At 69.1% G+C, this 18,431-nt stretch carries 16 protein-coding genes; 9 read left to right on the top strand and 7 right to left on the bottom strand.

Going from position 1 to position 18,431, the window contains the following annotated elements:
- The first annotated feature begins 6 nt into the window (after nucleotides 1–6).
- The 7 genes from WMF22_RS42380 (at nucleotide 7) to WMF22_RS42350 (ending at nucleotide 7,856) form a co-directional block, all read left to right on the top strand.
- Complete coding sequence (locus WMF22_RS42380) at nucleotides 7–1,143, top strand: hypothetical protein (protein ID WP_438033422.1); 1,137 nt, start codon at nucleotides 7–9, stop codon at nucleotides 1,141–1,143.
- Entirely contained in the window at nucleotides 1,140–1,763 is a 624-nt protein-coding gene (locus WMF22_RS42375; RefSeq protein WP_438033421.1) for an RNA polymerase sigma factor, read from the top strand. Before WMF22_RS42380 ends, WMF22_RS42375 begins: the two co-directional genes overlap by 4 nt.
- Nucleotides 1,754–2,668 (top strand): hypothetical protein, encoded by a 915-nt coding sequence (locus WMF22_RS42370; RefSeq protein ID WP_438033420.1) that lies wholly within the window; start codon nucleotides 1,754–1,756, stop codon nucleotides 2,666–2,668. Before WMF22_RS42375 ends, WMF22_RS42370 begins: the two co-directional genes overlap by 10 nt.
- Nucleotides 2,669–2,729: 61 nt before the next feature.
- Nucleotides 2,730–3,476: a hypothetical protein gene (locus WMF22_RS42365; protein WP_438033419.1), complete on the top strand. Its 747-nt coding sequence runs from the start codon at nucleotides 2,730–2,732 to the stop codon at nucleotides 3,474–3,476.
- A gap of 184 nt (nucleotides 3,477–3,660) precedes the next feature.
- Nucleotides 3,661–4,455 (top strand): BPTI/Kunitz domain-containing protein, encoded by a 795-nt coding sequence (locus WMF22_RS42360; protein WP_438033418.1) that lies wholly within the window; start codon nucleotides 3,661–3,663, stop codon nucleotides 4,453–4,455.
- A 288-nt stretch (nucleotides 4,456–4,743) separates the two neighbouring features.
- Nucleotides 4,744–6,453 carry a DUF1592 domain-containing protein gene (locus tag WMF22_RS42355; RefSeq protein WP_438033417.1) on the top strand — a complete coding sequence of 570 codons (1,710 nt, stop codon included), beginning with the start codon at nucleotides 4,744–4,746 and terminating at the stop codon, nucleotides 6,451–6,453.
- Nucleotides 6,450–7,856, top strand: a complete 1,407-nt coding sequence (locus tag WMF22_RS42350; RefSeq protein ID WP_438033416.1) for a DUF1552 domain-containing protein — start codon at nucleotides 6,450–6,452, stop codon at nucleotides 7,854–7,856. Before WMF22_RS42355 ends, WMF22_RS42350 begins: the two co-directional genes overlap by 4 nt.
- 61 nt (nucleotides 7,857–7,917) lie before the next feature.
- Here WMF22_RS42350 and WMF22_RS42345 read toward each other — a convergent pair whose 3' ends face one another.
- From WMF22_RS42345 to WMF22_RS42325, 5 genes are all read right to left on the bottom strand, one after another.
- Nucleotides 7,918–8,682, bottom strand: coding sequence for a hypothetical protein (locus WMF22_RS42345; protein ID WP_437295607.1), 765 nt, complete (start codon nucleotides 8,680–8,682; stop codon nucleotides 7,918–7,920).
- 329 nt (nucleotides 8,683–9,011) lie between these two features.
- Entirely contained in the window at nucleotides 9,012–9,644 is a 633-nt protein-coding gene (locus tag WMF22_RS42340; protein ID WP_438033415.1) for a glutathione S-transferase family protein, read from the bottom strand.
- A gap of 17 nt (nucleotides 9,645–9,661) precedes the next feature.
- Nucleotides 9,662–13,501 carry a methionine synthase gene (metH, locus tag WMF22_RS42335; protein WP_438033414.1) on the bottom strand — a complete coding sequence of 1,280 codons (3,840 nt, stop codon included), beginning with the start codon at nucleotides 13,499–13,501 and terminating at the stop codon, nucleotides 9,662–9,664.
- 2 nt (nucleotides 13,502–13,503) lie between these two features.
- Nucleotides 13,504–14,457, bottom strand: a complete 954-nt coding sequence (locus tag WMF22_RS42330) for an ArsR/SmtB family transcription factor (protein WP_438033413.1) — start codon at nucleotides 14,455–14,457, stop codon at nucleotides 13,504–13,506.
- Nucleotides 14,458–14,537: 80 nt separating this feature from the next.
- The gene (locus WMF22_RS42325; protein WP_438033412.1) at nucleotides 14,538–15,380 is read right to left on the bottom strand and encodes an MBL fold metallo-hydrolase; all 843 of its coding nucleotides are present in this window, start codon (nucleotides 15,378–15,380) and stop codon (nucleotides 14,538–14,540) included.
- A 382-nt stretch (nucleotides 15,381–15,762) separates the two neighbouring features.
- Here WMF22_RS42325 and WMF22_RS42320 point away from each other — a divergent pair, with 382 nt between their 5' ends.
- Together WMF22_RS42320 and WMF22_RS42315 are read left to right on the top strand one after the other, a co-directional pair.
- Nucleotides 15,763–16,299 (top strand): IS630 transposase-related protein, encoded by a 537-nt coding sequence (locus tag WMF22_RS42320; protein ID WP_437294639.1) that lies wholly within the window; start codon nucleotides 15,763–15,765, stop codon nucleotides 16,297–16,299.
- Nucleotides 16,238–16,819, top strand: coding sequence for a transposase (locus tag WMF22_RS42315; protein ID WP_437294640.1), 582 nt, complete (start codon nucleotides 16,238–16,240; stop codon nucleotides 16,817–16,819). The genes WMF22_RS42320 and WMF22_RS42315 overlap by 62 nt, the downstream gene beginning before the upstream one ends.
- A gap of 43 nt (nucleotides 16,820–16,862) precedes the next feature.
- Here WMF22_RS42315 and WMF22_RS42310 read toward each other — a convergent pair whose 3' ends face one another.
- Both WMF22_RS42310 and WMF22_RS42305 read right to left on the bottom strand, forming a co-directional pair.
- Nucleotides 16,863–17,498 carry a cysteine hydrolase family protein gene (locus WMF22_RS42310; RefSeq protein ID WP_438033411.1) on the bottom strand — a complete coding sequence of 212 codons (636 nt, stop codon included), beginning with the start codon at nucleotides 17,496–17,498 and terminating at the stop codon, nucleotides 16,863–16,865.
- A 114-nt stretch (nucleotides 17,499–17,612) separates the two neighbouring features.
- Nucleotides 17,613–18,206 (bottom strand): protoglobin domain-containing protein, encoded by a 594-nt coding sequence (locus WMF22_RS42305; protein ID WP_438033410.1) that lies wholly within the window; start codon nucleotides 18,204–18,206, stop codon nucleotides 17,613–17,615.
- Between the last annotated feature and the right edge of the window lie 225 nt (nucleotides 18,207–18,431).

The raw sequence follows: 18,431 nt of genomic DNA, 5'->3' as shown, positions 1-18,431 counted from the left end.
GGCGCGATGGGCCTGCGCGATCCTCGCCGGCGGGACCTCCTCGCTGCCGCCGATTCCCTCATCTTCTCCGCGCCCGCGCTCGCCGCGCTCGCCGCGCTCGGCGCGCTCGCCGCGGTGGCGGGTGATGCCCGCGCCGACACAGCGGCGAGCGCGGGGGGCGTCGAGCTCGACTGGATCGCGCCCGGGGAATGCGCGGATCGAGCGCGCGTGCTGGCCGAGATCGAGCAGCGCCTCGGGCGGTCGGCCGAGGCGAACGGCGAGCCGCCGCTGAAGGCGCGCGCGGTGGTGTCCCGGAACGAGCGCGGGTCATGGGATCTCCGCCTCACGACGACGCTCGGCGAGGCGGCACGGTCGCGCGAGCTCCACGGCGAGACCTGCGCCGAGCTCGCGGGCGCGGCGGCGCTGATCATCGCGCTCGCGATCGATCCCGACGCAGCGAGCCGCGGCACCCCGACGGCGGAGCCGGACACCGGCGCGGCGCCGGGCGACATCTCCGGCGCGGATCCAGGCGCCGGCGCGGCCCCGGAGGCGGACGCCTCTCCGGACGCGCCCACCGCCGCCGAGGCGCCGCTCGCGGCCTCGCCCCCGCCAGCGGCCAGCGCGGCCCCGGCGCAGGGCCCGTCGCGTCCCCTCGAGCTGCGCGGCACGCTCAGGGCCTCCGGCGTCCTCGACACCGCCTCGCTCCCGGCGGTCGCCCCGGGCGCCGGCATCGCCGCGGGCATGCTGATCGGAGCCGTCCGCGTCGAGCTGTCCGGCACCTACTTCGGCGCGCAGCAAGCGTTCGTGGAGCGGACGACGATGGGCGGCGACGTCCAGCTGACCACCGGCGGAGCGCGCGTGTGTTACGCAATGCGTTATCGCTCGATCGAGCTCGGACCCTGCGCCGGCGTCGAGGTCGGCGTCATGAGCGCGGACAGCTTCGGCGCGGCGTCGCCCGGCTCGAACCGGGCGCTCTGGGTCGCGCCGCACCCCGGAGCGCTCGCGACCTTCACCCTCACGGACCGGCTCCGCGTGCCGCTCACGATCGACGTTCCGTTCCCGGTGACGCGCGATCGGTTCGTGCTCGTCGGCATCGGCGCGGTGCACCGGAGCGCCGCCGCCACGCTCCGCGCCTCGCTGGGGGTCGAGGTGCGATTTCCGTGACGGATCCAGACAGCGCCGGCCATGTACCGTGCGTGACGAGGACGTCCCCCGCGTCGGCGATTCCCTTCGCGGGGTCGGTGTTCGATCCGCGCTTCGGCGTCCACGACGCGCCCGACTCCCTCGACTTCGACGCGGTCTACGACGAGCACGCCGACTTCGTCTGGCGAAACCTGCGCCGGCTCGGCGTCAGCGAGGCGAGCCTGGACGACGCCTTCCAGGACGTCTTCGTCGTTGTCCACCGGCGGCTCGGCGAGTTCGAGCCGCGGTCGAGCGTGAAGGCGTGGCTGTTCGCGATCCTCTGCCGGGTGGCGCGCGATCACCGGCGCCTCGTCCGGCGCAAGGGAGGGCTCGAGGAGCTGCCGGGGGGCGTGGCGGACCGCGCGCCGGGGCCGGCGGAGCGGCTCGAGCAGGTCGAGGCGCTGAAGCTCGTCGACGCGCTCCTCGCGGAGCTCGACGACGACAAGCGCGCGGTGCTCGTGATGGCGGAGATCGAGGAGCTGAGCGCGCCGGAGATCGCCGCGGCGCTCGACCTGAAGCTGAACACCGTCTACTCGCGGCTGCGCGCCGCGCGACGCGAGTTCGAGCTGGCGCTGGCGAGGCGCGGGGGCGGATGGCCATGAGTGATCCGGGCGACAAGGCGCGCGCGCTCCTGAGGGCGGCCCGAGCCGACGGGCTCGCGCCGTCCGACAAGGCGCGGCTCCGCGCGGCGCTCGCGGCGAGGCTCCCGGCCGCCGCACCGCAGGAGCCGTCCGGGGAGGCGCCCACCTCGCCCCCGCCGCCGCTCGCGGGCAGCGGGGCAGGCGGCGGCGTGCTCGCGGGCAAGGCGGTCGGCGGCGTGCTCTCGGGCAAGGTGATCGCGGCGGGCGCGCTGCTCGGCGCCGTCGCCTTCGCCGGCGGGTTCTTCACCGGCAGGGTGACCGCCGACGTCCCTCCGCCGGCCGGCGCAGCGCCGCCGGCGAGCGCGCCCGCGGCGCCTCCGCCCGCGGTGACGCCGCCTGCGGTGACGCCGCCCGCGGTGACGCCGCCCGCGGTGACGCCGCCCGCGGTGACGCCGCCCGCGGCGGCTCCGGTCGCCGCGCCGGCGCCGACGGCGGCGCCCCCGCCCTCGCGCGCCGCCCGCGCTGTCGCGCCGGCACCGCCGCGGCCGCTGGACCCGGGCGCGGAGGACGCCGCGCGAGCGCCATCGACAGGCGGCGGCGAACACGAGCCGGCGCGCCCGCGCGGCGCTCAGCCGGCGAGGCCGAGCACGCTCGCCGCGGAGATGGCCTTGCTGCGCGAGGCGCAGGACGCCGTGCGGGACGGCGATCCGTCGGCCGCGCTCGATCGCCTCGACGACCTCGGCGCCCGGTTTCCAGAGGGCCAGCTCCGCGAGGAGCGCATGGCCGCGCGGGTGCTCGCCCTCTGCGCCGCAGGGCGGGCGCCGGAGGCGCGCGCGGAGGCCGAGCGGCTCCTCGGCGAGGCGCCGGGCTCGGTGCACGCGGGCCGAGTCCGCGCCTCCTGCGCGTTCCGAGAAAATCTCGACTGACAGAGACGGATGTTCCTCGCGCCGGCCATGTAGCGATGGACCGCAAGAGACAGGAGGAACCATGAATCATTCGACTCGCGTCGCGCTCGCGTTGCTCTTCGCTGCTGCCTCGCTCGGGAACACCGGCTGTCAGCCGCAGGACCTGCCCATCGGCGGCGATGAGGCCAGCTCGGGCGGCGGTGAGGCCAGCTCCGGCGGCGAGGGATCCGACACGGCCTCCCTGCTCATCGCTCACTGGGAGGGATACGTCGAGAACTTCAAGTTCCGCTCGGGATCGGACGTGATCCAGATCGACATCGACACCGTGGAGGGCACATCGATCCAGGGGAAGGTGCGCTTCGGCACGGGAGCCTCCCTGCCCCCGGCCGTAGATCCGGATGTGGGTTATCCCGAAACCGTCGGGCCGGAGGTCGGCTACAAGATCGGCTTGCCCTACGAAGGGTTCGATTTCACCATGCTCAGTGCGCAGCTCACCGACCGCCGGCTGCGTTTCGCCATCGACCCCCGGGAGCTCTGGAAGGGCTGGTGCGAGCTTCAGGCGTCGTCCCCGGGCCCAGGATCCTACAATTGCGTGACCGGGGGGGGGTGGGAAGAAGGGTCCGAGGGCTGCTTCGCGAACGGGCAGCCCGTCGACTGCGGATACCTCTCGCTGTGTGAAAGCGGCGTTTGCCGTTGTCAGGAGTCCTGGTGCGCCATCGAGGACGGCATTGCGGTCGCCTTCGATTTTCTCATCGACCAGCAGAGGGCAGACGGCAGCATGGCGCTCAAGAGCGCTATGTACAACGTCCGGCTGACGCGCGACCCCTGACGGCGATCAGCTCGGGGACCGGTCCCCTCGACGACGCCGTCATGGTGTGCCGCGCCGCCTGGCACACCGAGGCCCGCCGCCCGCGCGATCCGGGCCGAGATCGGCGGGCGCATCGACCGGACGCCCAGGGCATGCCCGTTGCAACTCGCCCGGCATGCCTCGGCGCTTATCCCTGGGTCTTGGCTTGCTTACCTCCCTTCTGCTCGCCGCAGGCTGCTCCGGGAAGGTGGATCCCGCGGGCTCGGGCGGCGGGGACCCGGGCGGAGGCGGTTCGTCCGCGGAGACCGGCGGCGGTGGCGGAGGCGGGCAGTTGCCCGTCCGGTGCCTGCTGCCGGCGGATCCTGGCCGGTGTGACGCGGCGTTCCCGAAATACTGGTACGACCCGGCCGCCGGCGCGTGCAGGGAGTTCACCTACGGCGGCTGCGAGGGCAACGAGAACCGCTTCGATTCCCTCTCCGCGTGCGAGGAGGCCTGTCGGGGCGAGCTGCCCGACATAGGCGTCTGTAACGCGCCGAGCGATTGCATCCTCGTGTCGCGGGGCTGCTGCGGCGCCTGTGACACGGCCAAGGCCGAGAACTTCAGGGCCATCAACCGCGCCGGGACGAAGCTCAACGAGATCATCCAGGGGTGCGGGGGCGTCTCGTGCGGGGCGTGCCCGGAGGTCACCGAGGCGGAGCGCACGACCCAGTACTTCACCGCCACGTGCGAGGCGGGGCGCTGCGTCGTCCTCGACGTGCGCGAGTCGCCGCTGACGGAGTGCACGGTCGACTCGGACTGCGTCCTGCGCGACGGCCTCGGCTGCTGCGAGGGGTGCGACGGGACAGGCATCGTCGCCCTCACCCAGAGCGCGGAGCTCGACGCCCTGGTCTGCCCCGCCGGCATGGGCGCGTGCCCTCCGTGCGCGCCCGTGTTCCCGGACGGGATGACGGCGGTCTGCTCGTCGGGCAGGTGTCAGCCGCAGATGCCCCCGACACCTTGAACGACAAGGGACGACCAGCGCTCCGGGCGTGCGTGGTCAGGCGCTGTCTCCCGAATCGTAGATAAGACACTTTCCTGTGCCCACCTGGGCGCCTTTCGCGGCTCGGCGCGTCAATGGCCGCGCTGCGCCGATTCCGGTGAACAGCGCTGGCGCATTGGACGGGAAGGACGGAAACTGACCGCTCCACCGCCACCTCGCATTGACGCTGAGCGCGTGGCGCCGATAGCCTCTTCCATGGAGCGCTCGTAGATTCTTCTTTCTTCGACCTCATTCACGAAGGAGCTGCCCGTGAATCGAAGCACCCCGAGGATGCTGCTCGCGGCCATCGCGCTCTCCAGCGCGGCCGCGTGCTCGGGATCGTCTGGAGACGGCGGATCGAATCCGGGCGACGGTCCCGGCCCTGGTCCCGGCCCCGGCCCCGGTCCCGGCCCCAGCGCCCAGTGCGAGCCCGGCGTCACAGCGCCAGGCCCCACCCCGCGCCTGACGCGGCTGACGCACGCGCAGTACGACAACACCATCCGGGACCTCTTCGGCAAGGACATGAAGGCCTCGGCGGCGTTCCTCGCGGACCCGGCGTTCGAGGGGTTCAACAACAACGCCAAGGGGCTCCTCGTCTCCGACCGCCTCGCCCGCGATTACCGCCGCGCCGCGGAGACCATCGCGGCCGACGCCGTCGTCGACCAGGCCGTGCTCGGCAAGATCGTGCCGTGCGCGCCGGCGGGCGACGGCGCGGCCTGCGCCCGGCAGCTCATCCGGGAGCTCGGCAAGCGCGTCTACAGGAGGCCGCTCTCGGCGGAGCAGGAGGAGGCGTACGCCGCCGCGTACGCCCGCGGCAACGGCCTCTTCGACGCGGGCACGCCGTTCGAGCAGGGCGTGCGCCACGTCATCGAGGCGATGCTCCAGTCGCCGCATTTCCTCTACCGGATCGAGCTCAGCGAGGAGCTCGACGGCGCGGGGATCATCCCGCTCGACGCCTACGAGGTCGCGACGCGGCTCTCGTTCCTGCTCTGGAACAGCCTGCCCGACGACGCGCTCCTCGAAGCGGCGGAGGGCGGCGCGCTGGGCACGCCCGAGGGCATCGAGGCCGAGGCGCGGCGCATGCTCGCCGACCCCAGGGCCACGAGCGCTCTGGACGACTTCCACGCCCAGTGGCTCCACATGAGCCGTTACGCGGATCTCTCGAAGGATCCGGCGCTCTACGAGGACTTCGACGCCAGCGTGTCCTCGGCCATGGCGGCCGAGACGAGGCAGTTCATCCGGCACGTCGTCCTCGAAATGGAGGGTGACTTCAGGACGCTGATGACGGCGCCCGTCGGCTTCGTGAACGACAGGCTCGCCCCGATCTACGGCGTGGAGGGGTCGTTCACGAGCGAGCTCGTGGAGACGCCGCTCGACCCGGCGGAGCGGGCGGGGCTCCTCACGCAGGCCGGCTTCCTGAGCTCGCACGCGTTCTTCAACAAGAGCTCGCCGATTCACCGCGGCGTGTTCATCCAGCGCCAGATCCTCTGCACCGACCTCCCGGACCCGCCGGCGGACATCAACACGACGCTGCCGCCCATTCAGGGCGAGATCAGGACGACGCGCGACCAGGTGGAGGTGCACACGTCGCCGGACGCGTGCAACAAGTGCCATAGCGTGATCAACCCGCCGGGCTTCGCGCTGGAGCACTTCGACGCGGTCGGGCGCTACCGCGCCGACGAGGACGGCGAGACGATCGACGCGACAGGCACGATCGCCGTCGGAAAGGCCGAGATCCGCTTCGACGGCGCCGTGGATCTCGCGACGCAGCTCGCGGAGAGCCCCGTCGCGCAGCGGTGTTATCTGACGAACTGGTACCGCTACGGCAATGCGCGCCAGCTCTCGCGCGAGGACGCGTGCACGATCGCCGAGCTCGACGAGAAGCTCGGCGCTTCCGGGTACAACATCAAGGAGCTGCTGGTCGCGCTCACGCAGACGAAGACGTTCAGGTACCGGGCCGTGGAAGAGGTGGACCAATGAATCGCAGAACGTTCTTGCGGGGCGCGTGCGGGGTGATGCTCGGCCTCCCGCTCCTCGAGTCGCTGCGCCCGCGCGACGCCAAGGCCGACGCGAGCGCGCCGCGCCGGTTCATCGCCTTCTTCATGTGCAATGGCGTGAACATGGCCAAGTTCTTCCCGAGCACGCAGTACGGCGCGCTGACGGCCGCCTCGTTCGGGTCGACGCGGGCGATAGCGCCGCTCGCCGCGTACCGGGACAAGCTCCTGATCCCGCGGGGCATCCACATGGTGCCGCGCGGCTACGGGTTCGACCCGAGCGCGGGCGACGATCACGCGAAGGGGATGGGCTGCAAGCTCACTGCGCAGCCGCTCGTCCAGGGCACCCAGTACGCGGCGGGGATCTCGCTCGACCAGTTCATCGCGAACAAGATCAACCCGCCGGGCACGCCCGCGCTCACGCTGATGGTCGGGGCGAAGACGCCGAACGTGCGCGGGCACATCTCGTACACCGGAAGCGAGCAGCCCGTCAGCGGCGAGAACAACCCGTGGCTCGCGTACCGGGACCTGGTCGGCGGGACGGACCTCGAAGAGGAGGCGCTCGCGCGGCTCACGAAGCGCCGCGAGAGCGTGCTCGACCTGGTCTCGGTCGAGTACGAGGCCCTGCTCAAGAAGAAGCTCAGCAAGGCCGATCGCGACAAGCTCGACATGCACTTCCAGACGGTGCGCGACCTCGAGGTGGGCATGGGCGGCTCGGGGATCATCCCGCGCGAGCTCTCGCCGGAGCGCGCGGCGGAGATCGAGGGGATCGACCCGGACACCGTGGGGTTCGACGCGGAGTTCAAGAAGGTCGGGCGGATGCAGATGGACATCCTCGCGCTGGCGATCGCGACCGGCGCGACGCGGTCGGCGACGCTGCAATGGGGCTCGGGCGCGGCGGGGCCCATCTTCAAGTGGGATGGGATGGCCCACGAGTACAACCACCACAAGCTCTCGCACGGGAACACGAGGGACGACGACACCGGGAGCGCCGTCGACGGCTACGAGGAGATGCTCTTCGACATCGATCGCTGGTTCATGGGCGAGTATGTCTATCTGCTCGACCGGCTCGCGGGCTACGAGGAGGGCGGGGCGACGGTGCTCGACAACAGCGCCGTCGTGTTCATGAACGAGCTCTCCGACGGCCTGCGCCACGATTTCCGCGACCTGCCGTACATCATCGCGGGGAGCTGCGGCGGCTACTTCAAGACGGGGCAGTACATCAAGGTGACGCGGCAGTCCAATACGGTGCAGGACAAGGACGCGCCCCACAACAAGCTGCTCACGACGCTCGCGAACGCGGTCGGCTGCACCGAGCAGGGCGGGGGGCCGATCACGAACTTCGGCTCCTTCGGCCAGCCCGGCGAGCTCGACGAGCTCAAGGCCTGATCCGGCGCGGGCCCTGGACAGACCTGGTCCGCAAAAATATCACATCACGTCAAGGTTCCAATCATGGCCGCAACGTAAAGAACGTGTTGCCGGCCAGCGTACGAACCCTCGCGAATCCGGGCCCTGGACTTCCAGTCCCTGCGGCTCTCCACCCGAACAAGCCTGTTGGGCTTGGGTCGCGGACGGCGACCCGCAGCCGAGCCACGTCGATGGCATTCTGTATGAACCTTCGAAAATCCGACTGCATTCGGTCATTGTCATTGTTCGCGATATTGACCATCTGCTGCAGCCGACGACGGACCCCCTGATCGTAGTTCGGATAATCGGAGAACCCATCGAACTGATCGGCGGCGCGAATGATGTCGATCAAATTTCTCGCCCCGCGTGCCCCGAATCGAGAAGGATCGGTCGCCAATCGATTCTCCAGAGCCCGTTGCATCCACCCCATGCTCTCCAAGGTGTCTGCTGCCAGGTAGTCTGCGTGGGAAGGACCGCGGGCCTCCGACATCAACAGCCTGGCGACAGCTCCAGCTTCAGTAGCAGGATCTGGCAACTCTATCGCAGCATCAACCACGACCCTCAGCGTCGCCTGGATTCCGGACCGCGTCGCCGCGGTCACCGTGACAGCGCCGCTGCCTGATGTCGTGGCAAGCGCGCTGAGGTAAAACGAAAAATTGCCAACGGCGCGTACGCGAGGTACGCCATCGACGCTGACCACATCAGGATCACTGCTCGTTATTCTGGGAAGACCATCCGCGCGTGGAACATCGGCGATCTCGATGCCGGCCGAAGAGTTCCCTTCGGTGCTCGATATGTGAATGGTCACATCCGTAACGTCGGTTCCATGTCGCCGAAAACGCATATATCACCTTCATACAGCGCAAGGCCAGATCGACGCTTTACCCCTGCATCACTCTCCAGACCTGTGCAAGGCCGGGGTCTCTCCCAGCGACTCGCAATTTTACCAGCTGTACTGGCGCCGCTGCAAGCTGCGGGCCTACGGACCTTCGCAGCCCCTGCCGTGGTCCTCGAGCTCGCGCCGGCGGGCAAGGCGTGCGTCGGCTCACCGGGATGTGGGTGTGCTCGGGGAGGTGGAGCGAGTCGAAGGCGCGCGCCTCCACGGCGCGCGCCAGCTCTACGATGCCGATACCGCGATCAAGTCCCAGGCATCTTGATGCCGCGCTCGTCCATCACGGCCTTGTTGCGCGCCTCGCTCTTCGCGTACGCCGGGCGGGCTCTGACCCGCTCGGCATATCCGGTGAAGCTCGGGCGCGGCTCGAGCATCTTGAAGTCGAGCATGTACGCGATGGTGCCGCCGAAGATGACGTCGGCCATCGAGAACTCCTTGCCGAGGACGAAGTCACGGCCAGAGATGGCCGATTCCATCGTCGCGATCATGTCGTCGTAGTTGCCCCAACCGGCGGAGCCGGCGCGGAACTCCCAGTTGCCGACCCTGGCCATCGAGCCGGGCTCGATGACCGAGGGGGCGAAGAGCGCCCAGCGAAAATAGGTGCCGCGCGCCGCGTCGTCGAGCTTCGGCGCGAGGCGGCCCGAGGCATAACGATCCGCGAGATAGAGGCCGATCGCCGCGGATTCGGTGACGGCGGTGTCGCCGTCGACGAGCAAGGGCAGCTTGCCCATCCGATTGAGCTTCGTGAAGTCCTCCTTCTTCTGGTCGCCGGCCATGATGTCGACGAACTTGAGCTCGTACTCGACGCCGACTTCCTCGAGCATCCACACAGTGTTGGCGGCGCGCGAAAACGGGTGGTGGTAAAGAACGATGGCCATGGTGGTGTCTCTCTCTGCTAGTTTGAAGCGTCGTAGTTGAGGTTCGGGCCGAGCCAGCGCTCGACCTCCTCGACGGTCATGCCCTTGCGGCCATGGTAGTCGATCACCTGGTCGCGATCGATCTTTCCCAGGCTGAAGTACCGGGCCTCCGGGTGAGCGAAATACAGGCCGCTCACGCTCGATCCGGGCCACATCGCGAACGACTCGGTGATCTGGATGCCGGTGCTCTTCTCGACGTCGAGCAGCCGCCAGAGCGTGCCCTTCTCGGTGTGATCCGGGCACGCGGGGTACCCCGCCGCGGGCCGGATGCCGCGGTACTTCTCCTCGATGAGCTCGGCCTTGGTCAGGTCCTCCTGCCGGCCATAGCCCCACTCGTCGCGCGCCCGCTTGTGCAGGCACTCGGCGAACGCCTCGGCCAGGCGATCGGCGAGCGCCTCGGCCATGATGGCGTTGTAGTCGTCGTGCACCGCCCTGAACCGCTCGCACAGCTCCTTCAGGCCGATGCCGGCGGTGACCGCGAAGCCGGCGATGTGGTCCCGGAGGCCGGTCTCCCTGGGCGCGATGAAATCCGCGAGCGACCGGTTCGGCTCGCCGCTCTCCTTCGCCGTCTGCTGGCGCAGGAAGTGAAACCGCTCGAGCACCTTCGTGCGCGTCCCGTCCGTGTACACCTCGACGTCGTCGCCCACGGCGCTCGCGGGGAAGAAGCCATACACGCCGCGCGCCGTCAGCAGCTTCTTCTCGATGATCGTGTCGAGCAGCGCGTTCGCCTCGGAGAAGAGCTGGCGCGCTTGCTCGCCGTACTTCTCGTGCTCCAGGATCCGCGGATAGACGCCCTTCAGCTCCCACGTGTGGAAGAACGGCGTCCAGTCGATGTACTCGCGCAAGGCGGCGAGCGGGAAGTCCTCGAGCACGCGCGCGCCGGTGAACTCGGGGACCGGCAGATCCTCGGCGCGCCACGCGATCCGCGTCCGGTTCGCGCGCGCGGCCTCGAGGGAGACGAGCTTGTGCTTCGGCGCCGCGTGGAGCCGCCGGAGCTTCTCGTACTCGGCGCGGTGCTGGGCGACGAACGCCGCCTTGCCCTCCTCGCTCAGCAGGCTCGTCGTGACGGGCACGGCGCGGCTCGCGTCGACCACATGCACGACCGGCTCGCGGTAATGCGGGGCCACCTTCACGGCCGTGTGCGCCTTGCTGGTCGTCGCCCCGCCGATCAGGAGCGGCAGCTTGAAGTTCTGCCGCTCCATCTCGCGGGCGACGTGGATCATCTCGTCGAGCGACGGCGTGATCAGCCCGCTCAGGCCGATCAGATCCGCCTTCTCCTGCCTGGCGCGCTCGAGGATCTTCTCGCACGGGACCATGACGCCCATGTCGATCACCTCGTAATTGTTGCACGCGAGCACGACGCCCACGATGTTCTTGCCGATGTCGTGGACATCGCCCTTCACCGTGGCGAGGACGATCTTCCCCTGCGTCTTCACCTCCTGCCCGGCGGCGGCCATCGCGGCCTTCTCCGCCTCCATGAACGGCGTGAGGTACGCGACGGCCTTCTTCATCACGCGCGCCGATTTCACCACCTGCGGCAGGAACATCTTGCCGGCGCCGAAGAGATCGCCGACGACGCTCATCCCATCCATCAGCGGGCCCTCGATCACGGAGAGCGGGCGGCCGAGCTTGGCGCGCGCGTCCTCTGTGTCGATATCGATGTACGTGTCGATGCCCTTGACCAGCGCGTGCGACAGCCGCTCCTCGACGGTGCCTTTGCGCCACTCCTCTTCTTTCTTCTCGGTCGAGGCGGCGCCGGCGCTCCTGGCCTTCAGCGCTTCGCCGAAGTCGACGAGCCGCTCCGTCGCGTCCGGGCGCCGGTTGAGCAGGACGTCCTCGACGAGCTCGCGGAGCTCCGGCTCGATCTCCTCGTACACCTCGAGCATGCCCGCGTTGACGATGCCCATGTCCATGCCGGCCCGGATGGCATGGTAGAGGAACGCCGAGTGCATGGCCTCGCGCACCCGGTTGTTGCCGCGGAAGCTGAACGAGATGTTCGACACGCCGCCGCTGACCTTGGCGTGCGGCAGGTTGGCCTTGATCCAGCGCGTGGCCTCGATGAAGTCGACGGCGTAATTGTTGTGCTCCTCCATGCCGGTGGCGACCGTGAGGATGTTCGGATCGAAGATGATGTCCTCGGGAGGAAACCCCACCTCGTCGACGAGGATGCCGTACGCGCGCTTGCAGATCCGGATCTTGTCCTCGTAGGTGGCGGCCTGCCCTTGCTCGTCGAAGGCCATGACCACGACGGCGGCGCCGTACTTGAGGACGGTCCTCGCGCTCTCGCGGAACTTCGCCTCACCCTCCTTGAGCGAGATGGAGTTCACGATGCCCTTGCCCTGCATGCACCTGAGGCCCGCCTCGATGACCTCCCATTTCGACGAGTCCACCATGAACGGGACCTTCGCCACCTCGGGCTCGCTGGCCAGGAGCAGCAGGAAGCGCGTCATCGCGGCGACGCCGTCGATCATGCCCTCATCCATGCAGATATCGATGACGTTGGCGCCGTTCTCGACCTGCTGGCGCGCGACGCCCACCGCTTCCTCGAACTTCCCTTCCTTGATGAGCTTCGCGAACTTTGGCGATCCGGCGACGTTGGTGCGCTCGCCCAGGATCATGTAGACGCCGGGCTGCTGCGTGAACGGCTGCGAGCCGGACAGGCGCAGGGGGATCGGCGCGCCGGACGAGGCCGCGCCGCCGGGCGGGGCTTCGGCGCGGGTCTTGAGGTCGAGGGCGCGCGGGGGCTTGCCGGCGAGCGCCTTGGCGATGGCCGCGATGTGCTCGGGCGTGTTGCCGCAGCAGCCGCCGGCGATGTTGAGGAGGCCTGCGTCCGCGAAGCCGCCGATGTGGCGCGCCATGTCCGGCGGCTCCAGATCGAAGCCGGTGGGGGAGAGCGGGTTGGGCAGGCCGGCGTTCGGGTAGCAGGAGATCGCGGCGCTGGACTTCTCCGAGAGGTCGGACAGGAACGGATACATCAGGTCCGGGCCGAGCGAGCAGTTCAGCCCGATGGCGAGCGGGTCGACGTGCTTCACCGCGTTCCAGAACGCCTCGACCGTCTGCGCGGAGATCATCGTCTCTCCGCCGCGCCCGACCGCCGCCGAGATCATCACCGGCAGGGTCTTGCCGTCCTTGTCGAACACCTCTCGAATGGCGACGAGCGCGGCCTTTGCGTTGAGCGAGTCGAAGATGGTCTCGACAAGCAGCACGTCGGAGCCGCCGGCGATCAAGGCGCGGATCTGGTGGACGTACGCTGCTTTCACCTGATCGAACGTCACGACGCGGAAGCCGGGGTCGTCGGCGTCCGGGGAGTTGGACAGGGAGACGGTGAGCGGGCCGATGGCGCCCGCGACGAACCGCTGCCGCCCGTCGGCGTTCGCCACGCGATCGGCCCACTCGCGGCACTGCCGCGCGGACTGCTCGTTGATCTCCCAGGCGAGGTCGTTGAGGAACGGGTCGTCGATGATCCCTTGATAGAAGGCCGGATCCTTCCGCCCGCCGTGCTCCCGCGGGTCGTCCACGAAGAACTCGCTCTGGGTGATGCTCGTCGCGCCGAAGGTGTTCGTCTCGATGATGTCCGCGCCGGCCTCGAGGAACCGCCGGTGGATGTCGCAGATCATCTCCGGCTGCGTGAGCGAGAACAGATCGCCGTTGTTCAGCAGGTCTTTCTTCGAATCCGCGAAGCGCTTGCCCCGGATGTCCGCTTCCTTCATCCCGTAGGTGCGGATGGTCGTCCCCATCGCCCCGTCGATGATGACGATGCGGCTCTGGAGGAGCTTCTGGAGTGGGTGAAGGGGAGGCGTGGTGTTGTTGGACGGCATGATCAGCCTCGCTTGGCGCTCTTGGAGGGACCGGGGGTCGGCTTGTCGGCGATGGCGAGCACGACCTGGAAATGGGGTTTCTTCGTCTCGCGGCAGGCGACTTCGGACGCGGCGACATCGAGCTTCACGCGGGTGAGCATGGCGCGGATGTCGGAGGGCGAGAAGCCGGGGTGGCGCTCGCCGTAGGGCACGGTGATCTCCCGCTGCTGGTGCGCGTCGAGCGACAGGATGACCACCCGACCGCCCGGGCGGAGCACGCGGGCGCACTCTTCCAGCGCCCGCGGTGGGTCCTCGGCGTAGGTCAGCGTGTGAAACACGAGGACCGCGTCGAAGGAGGCGTCTCCGAACGGCAGCGCGTGGACATCGGCGACCTGGACGCGGACGTGGGGCTGGGTCGAGAACCGCTCTCTCGCGGCCTCGATCATCCGGCTGCTCGAGTCGACGCAGGTGAGCGAGCGGCAGTAAGGCGCGAGCGCGCTGGCCGCCGCGCCGTCGCCCGACCCGACGTCGAGGACGTCGCCGAGGCGGAGCAACGCGGCGATGCCGGCCGCGAGCGACTGCCACGTGCGGCCCGGGGAGTAGTGCCGCTCCATCTCGCCGGCGAAGGACTCGGGCAGGCCGCCGCGCCGCTCGGCGTCGAGCTCCAGGAGGCGCCGCTGGTCGCCCTCCAGGGTCGGGTCGGGCGATTTCGTTGCCTCATCGAGGAGGGCCTTCGCGGTCCCGGGCAGCGTGTCGACCGCGAGCGCATAAAACGACTGCGGCCCCTGGCGCCGATCCCGCACGAACCCCGCCTCGCGGAGCCGCCCGAGGTGCGTCGAGACGCGCGACTGCGCGATGCCCGTCACGCGAACCAGATCCGTCACCCGCAGCTCGCGCTCGCGGAGGAGCACGCAGAGCCGTATCCGGCTCTCGTCCCCGAGGAGGTTCAGCGTCTCGATGTATTCGGAAAGACTCATGTATTTGTGTATCTAGATGCGCGAATGTCATAGGAGCGCTGGCTGCCGGAGTCAAGCGCCCCTCGAGCGCGAAGGGTGGGTCAGAGCTCGAGCGTGCCGCCGAGCTCGAGGAAGCGCGTCCGCTCCTCGAGACCGGCGGCGACGAACGCGCCGCGGAGGTCGTCCTCGGGCTGCTGGAAGTGCGCCCATCCAGAGCGATGGATCGGCAGGATGGTCTTCGCGTCCAGCAGGCGGCACGCGGCGATCGCCTCCGCCGCGTCGAACGTGAAGCGCGCGCGGCGGAAGCCGGGCGCGCGGGGGAAGCCGACCGCGCCGCAGTGGACGACGGCGAGGTCGACGGGGCGCTGGCGTCGGATCTCCGCGAGCGTGCCCTCGAGCGCTGGAAAGAGCACGGTGTCGCCCGAGATCCAGACGCGCGGGCCATCGTCCACGTCGATGAGGAAGCCGGTCACCTCGTGCGCCTGCGGCGCGTAGCCCGGACCGTGGCGGGCGACGATCGTCGTGACGGTGGCCGGTCCAACGCGTGTCTTCGCTCCAGGCGCGAGCCCGACGGCGCGTCCGCCGAGCCCGAGGCCGCGGCCCGGCGCGTCCCTGGTCGCCGCGGGGCGAGCGAGCCGCCGCGCGCTCGGCACCGTCGTCACCACCCGGCCGACGCGCGCCTCGTCGGCGACGAGCGCACGCCCGGCCATGTCGAGGTTGTCGGCGTGATGATCGTGGCTCAGGAGGACAGCGTCGAAGGGGCCGAGCGACGCCGGGCTCTCTGGCGTCACATAACGCTTCTCCGTCGCGAACCACGATCGCGGCGCGAACCATGGCCCGAAGTCGTAGGCAGTCCCCTCCTCGTCGAACACCGGATCGGTCAAGAACCGTGTCTCACCGATGCGGAGGACGAGCGTCGCTGTCCCGAGGTATGTCAGATCCATCGCGCAGCTTACGATCGCGCGAGCGCGGCGCTAGCCCGGATCGAGCTCGGGGAGGCGCTCGCGCGCTGAATGGATCAAGACGGTCGAACCGGCGGATCTGGGGCCGCCGCCGTGACCCTAGAACGCCGATCAGCTTGGCAACCATAAAAATGAGACGCCAGAAGACGCCAAGAGGCGCCAAAAGACGCCAAGAAAACAATAAAATTTTGGCGTCTCTTGGCGTCTTCTGGCGTCTCTTGGCGTCTTCTGGCGTCCCAACTTCTCGCTGTTTGCGTGCGGGTTCAACCCATTTGCCGCTCTAGAGCGGCTTTCAGTCGAGTCTGCTACAGCCCGAGCTCGACCGCACCGGATCGTGGCACAGGACCTGCCCAAGGTCTGCCCCATGAGCCCGTACAGTCTCGATCTGCGCCGGCGAATCGTCGATGCCTACGTCAACGGCGAGGGGAGCATTCGGGAAATAGCGGAGCGTTTCTCGGTCGCGCCGAACACTGTGCAGAATTACCTCACCCAGGTGCGCGCGACAGGCAGCCTTGCGCCCTTGCCGCACGGTGGTGGAGTGGGGCCGAAGATCGACCGGGCGGGGCTGGATGAGGTGCGCAAGCTGGTCGAGGAAAAGAACGACCGGACGCTGGCCGAGTTGGCTGAGCAGTTCGAGCAGCGGCAGGAGGTGCGTGTCAGCATCCCGACGATGCATCGGGCGCTGCAGCGGCTGGGCATCACGAGAAAAAAAAACGCTTCGAGCGAGCGAGCAGTATCGGCCCGCCGTCCGCAAGCGCCGCGCTCAGTTCCGGCGGCGAGCACGAAGAGTAGGCGCACGCCACATCACCTTCTTCGACGAGTTCGGTCTGCATCGCGGGATGGCGCGGCGGTACGGTCGTGCGCGTCGCGGGCGTCGGGCGCACGGCAGGGTGCCGTGTAACACCGACCCGAAGATCACGCTCATCGTCGGGCTGAATCTCGGCGGCGCTGTAGAACCGATGGCCTTCGAGGGGTCCATGAACGGCGCCATCTTCGAGGCGTACATCCGCGACCGGATCGCTCCTCGAGTGCAGCCCGGCGATGTGATCGTTGTCGACGGGCTGGGTGCACACCGTGCTCCCGGTGCTCGCGCTGCCGTCGAGGAGCGCGGGGCAAAGTTCTGGATTTTGCCGCCTTATTCGCCTGACCTGTCGCCGGTGGAAGGCTGCGGCAGCAAAGTCAAGGAGCTCACCCGCGCCGCCGCCCCGCGCTCGGTTCCGCAGGTATACCGAGCCATGGGCCGAGCCATCGGTCTGGTAACTGATCGCGACGCCAAAGGTTGGTTTCAGCACGCCGGCTACATCCGTCCACCGCGTCGCCCACCTCCCTCGCGTGCCGGCGCAACCCGGAGGATGGCGCCGCCCGGCGAGCGCTCTCGCGCTCCGCCAGCGGGGATGCCCTGCAGCATAGGGAATCAGTGAGCCCGAGCAGCAGCTTTTGTACCAGACCCAGCTGAAAACCGCTCTAGTGCCTTCCGACTGCCTGCTGAAGAGAGGAGAGCAGCTCCGACGTGGTCACGATCGCATGCGCGAACGTCGGCCCGTTGAGCTCGTGGGCGGCGCGCATCATCTCCGGCCCGAAGGCGGCGGTCGCGTCCTTCACCAGCGTGACGTGATAGCCGAGCTCCATCGCGAACCGCCCCGTGGCCTCCACGCACGTATTCGCGATGAGGCCGACGAGGATGACCCGCTGGATGCCGTGCTGCTTGAGCTGCTGGTCGAGGTCGGTGTTCGCGAAGCCGTTTTGCGCCCAGTGCTCCTTGATAACGACATCGCCCTCTCGAGGCGCGAAGTCCGGGTGCCATTCTCCACCCCACGAGCCCTTCGCGAAGACCTGCAGCTTGGCGGACGAGAGCTGGTACGGAGTGGGGTGTTTCCACGTGGAGTAATCCGTCGGCTCGGCCCTGTGGTGGGGGACGACGAACACGCGAATGCCCGCGCCCCGCGCGGCGGCGACGATCTGGCGGAGGTGATCGAGGACGGCGTGCTCCTGAATGCTGTCTTTCAGGAGGGGCCAGAGCTTGCCCCCCTCGCTGAGGAAATCGTTGTACGGATCGATGAACAACAGGCCGGTCGAGTCCGGCGCGTAAGCCTCATTCATGACGGTTCACTCCTTTCGCTGGTGCGGGACGCGACGTTCGCCAGCGGGGGCCGCAGCCTCTTCCACGTCGACGGATCACGGATGAGCGCGGCGGCCCGCGATGGCCCAGCGCCGTCAGAACGCCGACGGCGCCACGTAGGGCACGCTCCACAGCGTGACCTGCAGCGTCACCGCCTTGAACCACGCGGCGTGCATCCCTTCCACGTCGGCGGCCGTGTGGCCCTTCCTGGCCAGGAACGGCTTGATCGTGGCGGTGATCGGGACGATGAAGGCGATCAGGTAACGGAGGTGAATGTGCGGCGCGGCCGACGTCACGCCGTCGGTCCGGTTCTTCTTCGCGCTGGTGTGGCGCAGGCCGATCTCGTGCTGGTAATCGAGCCACGCGCGGTCGTAGCGGGCCGCGCACGTGTCGCGGATCCACTGGCCGAAGCGCTGGCGCACGCCGCTCAGGTAGCGCGGGTTGGGCTGACCGTCAGCGCCGCTGAAGTAGTGCAGGAGGTGAGGGTTCGCGCCGACGAAGCCGTACCAGACGTCGAGCACGGCCTCGATCTGGTCGCCGAGCACCTCTCCCGCCATGCGCAGGTAGCGGAGGTCGTCGTCGCCGAGCAGGACGGTCTGCTTGAGCAGCGCGAAGTCGGCGTCCGTGACGGGCGACGCGGAGACGTGCGGCGTGCCGAAGGTGTAGCCGGGGATCGAAGATTGCGTCATTGGAGGGCCTCTCTCGGGTGGAAGGTCAGCGGATCCGCTTCGAGATCCATGCGACGGTATCTGCCCGTGGCCGAGCGCGGGTGGTGCGGGCGTCGACATCGGCCCGGGCGCCGTGCGCCAGGTGGCCATAGACGGGATCTTCGGCGAGGACGACCCGACCAAGGTCGGGTGTCTCGATCCCGACGATCGCGCGCCGGTCATCGATGGATGGGCCGATGGGAACGG

It is taken from the genome of Sorangium sp. So ce204 (genome assembly GCF_051526795.1).
In the GTDB taxonomy this organism is placed as follows: domain Bacteria; phylum Myxococcota_A; class Polyangia; order Polyangiales; family Polyangiaceae; genus Sorangium; species Sorangium cellulosum_B.
The sequence above is the reverse complement of the archived record's forward strand: the minus strand, read 5'-3'. Positions and strand labels throughout refer to the sequence as shown.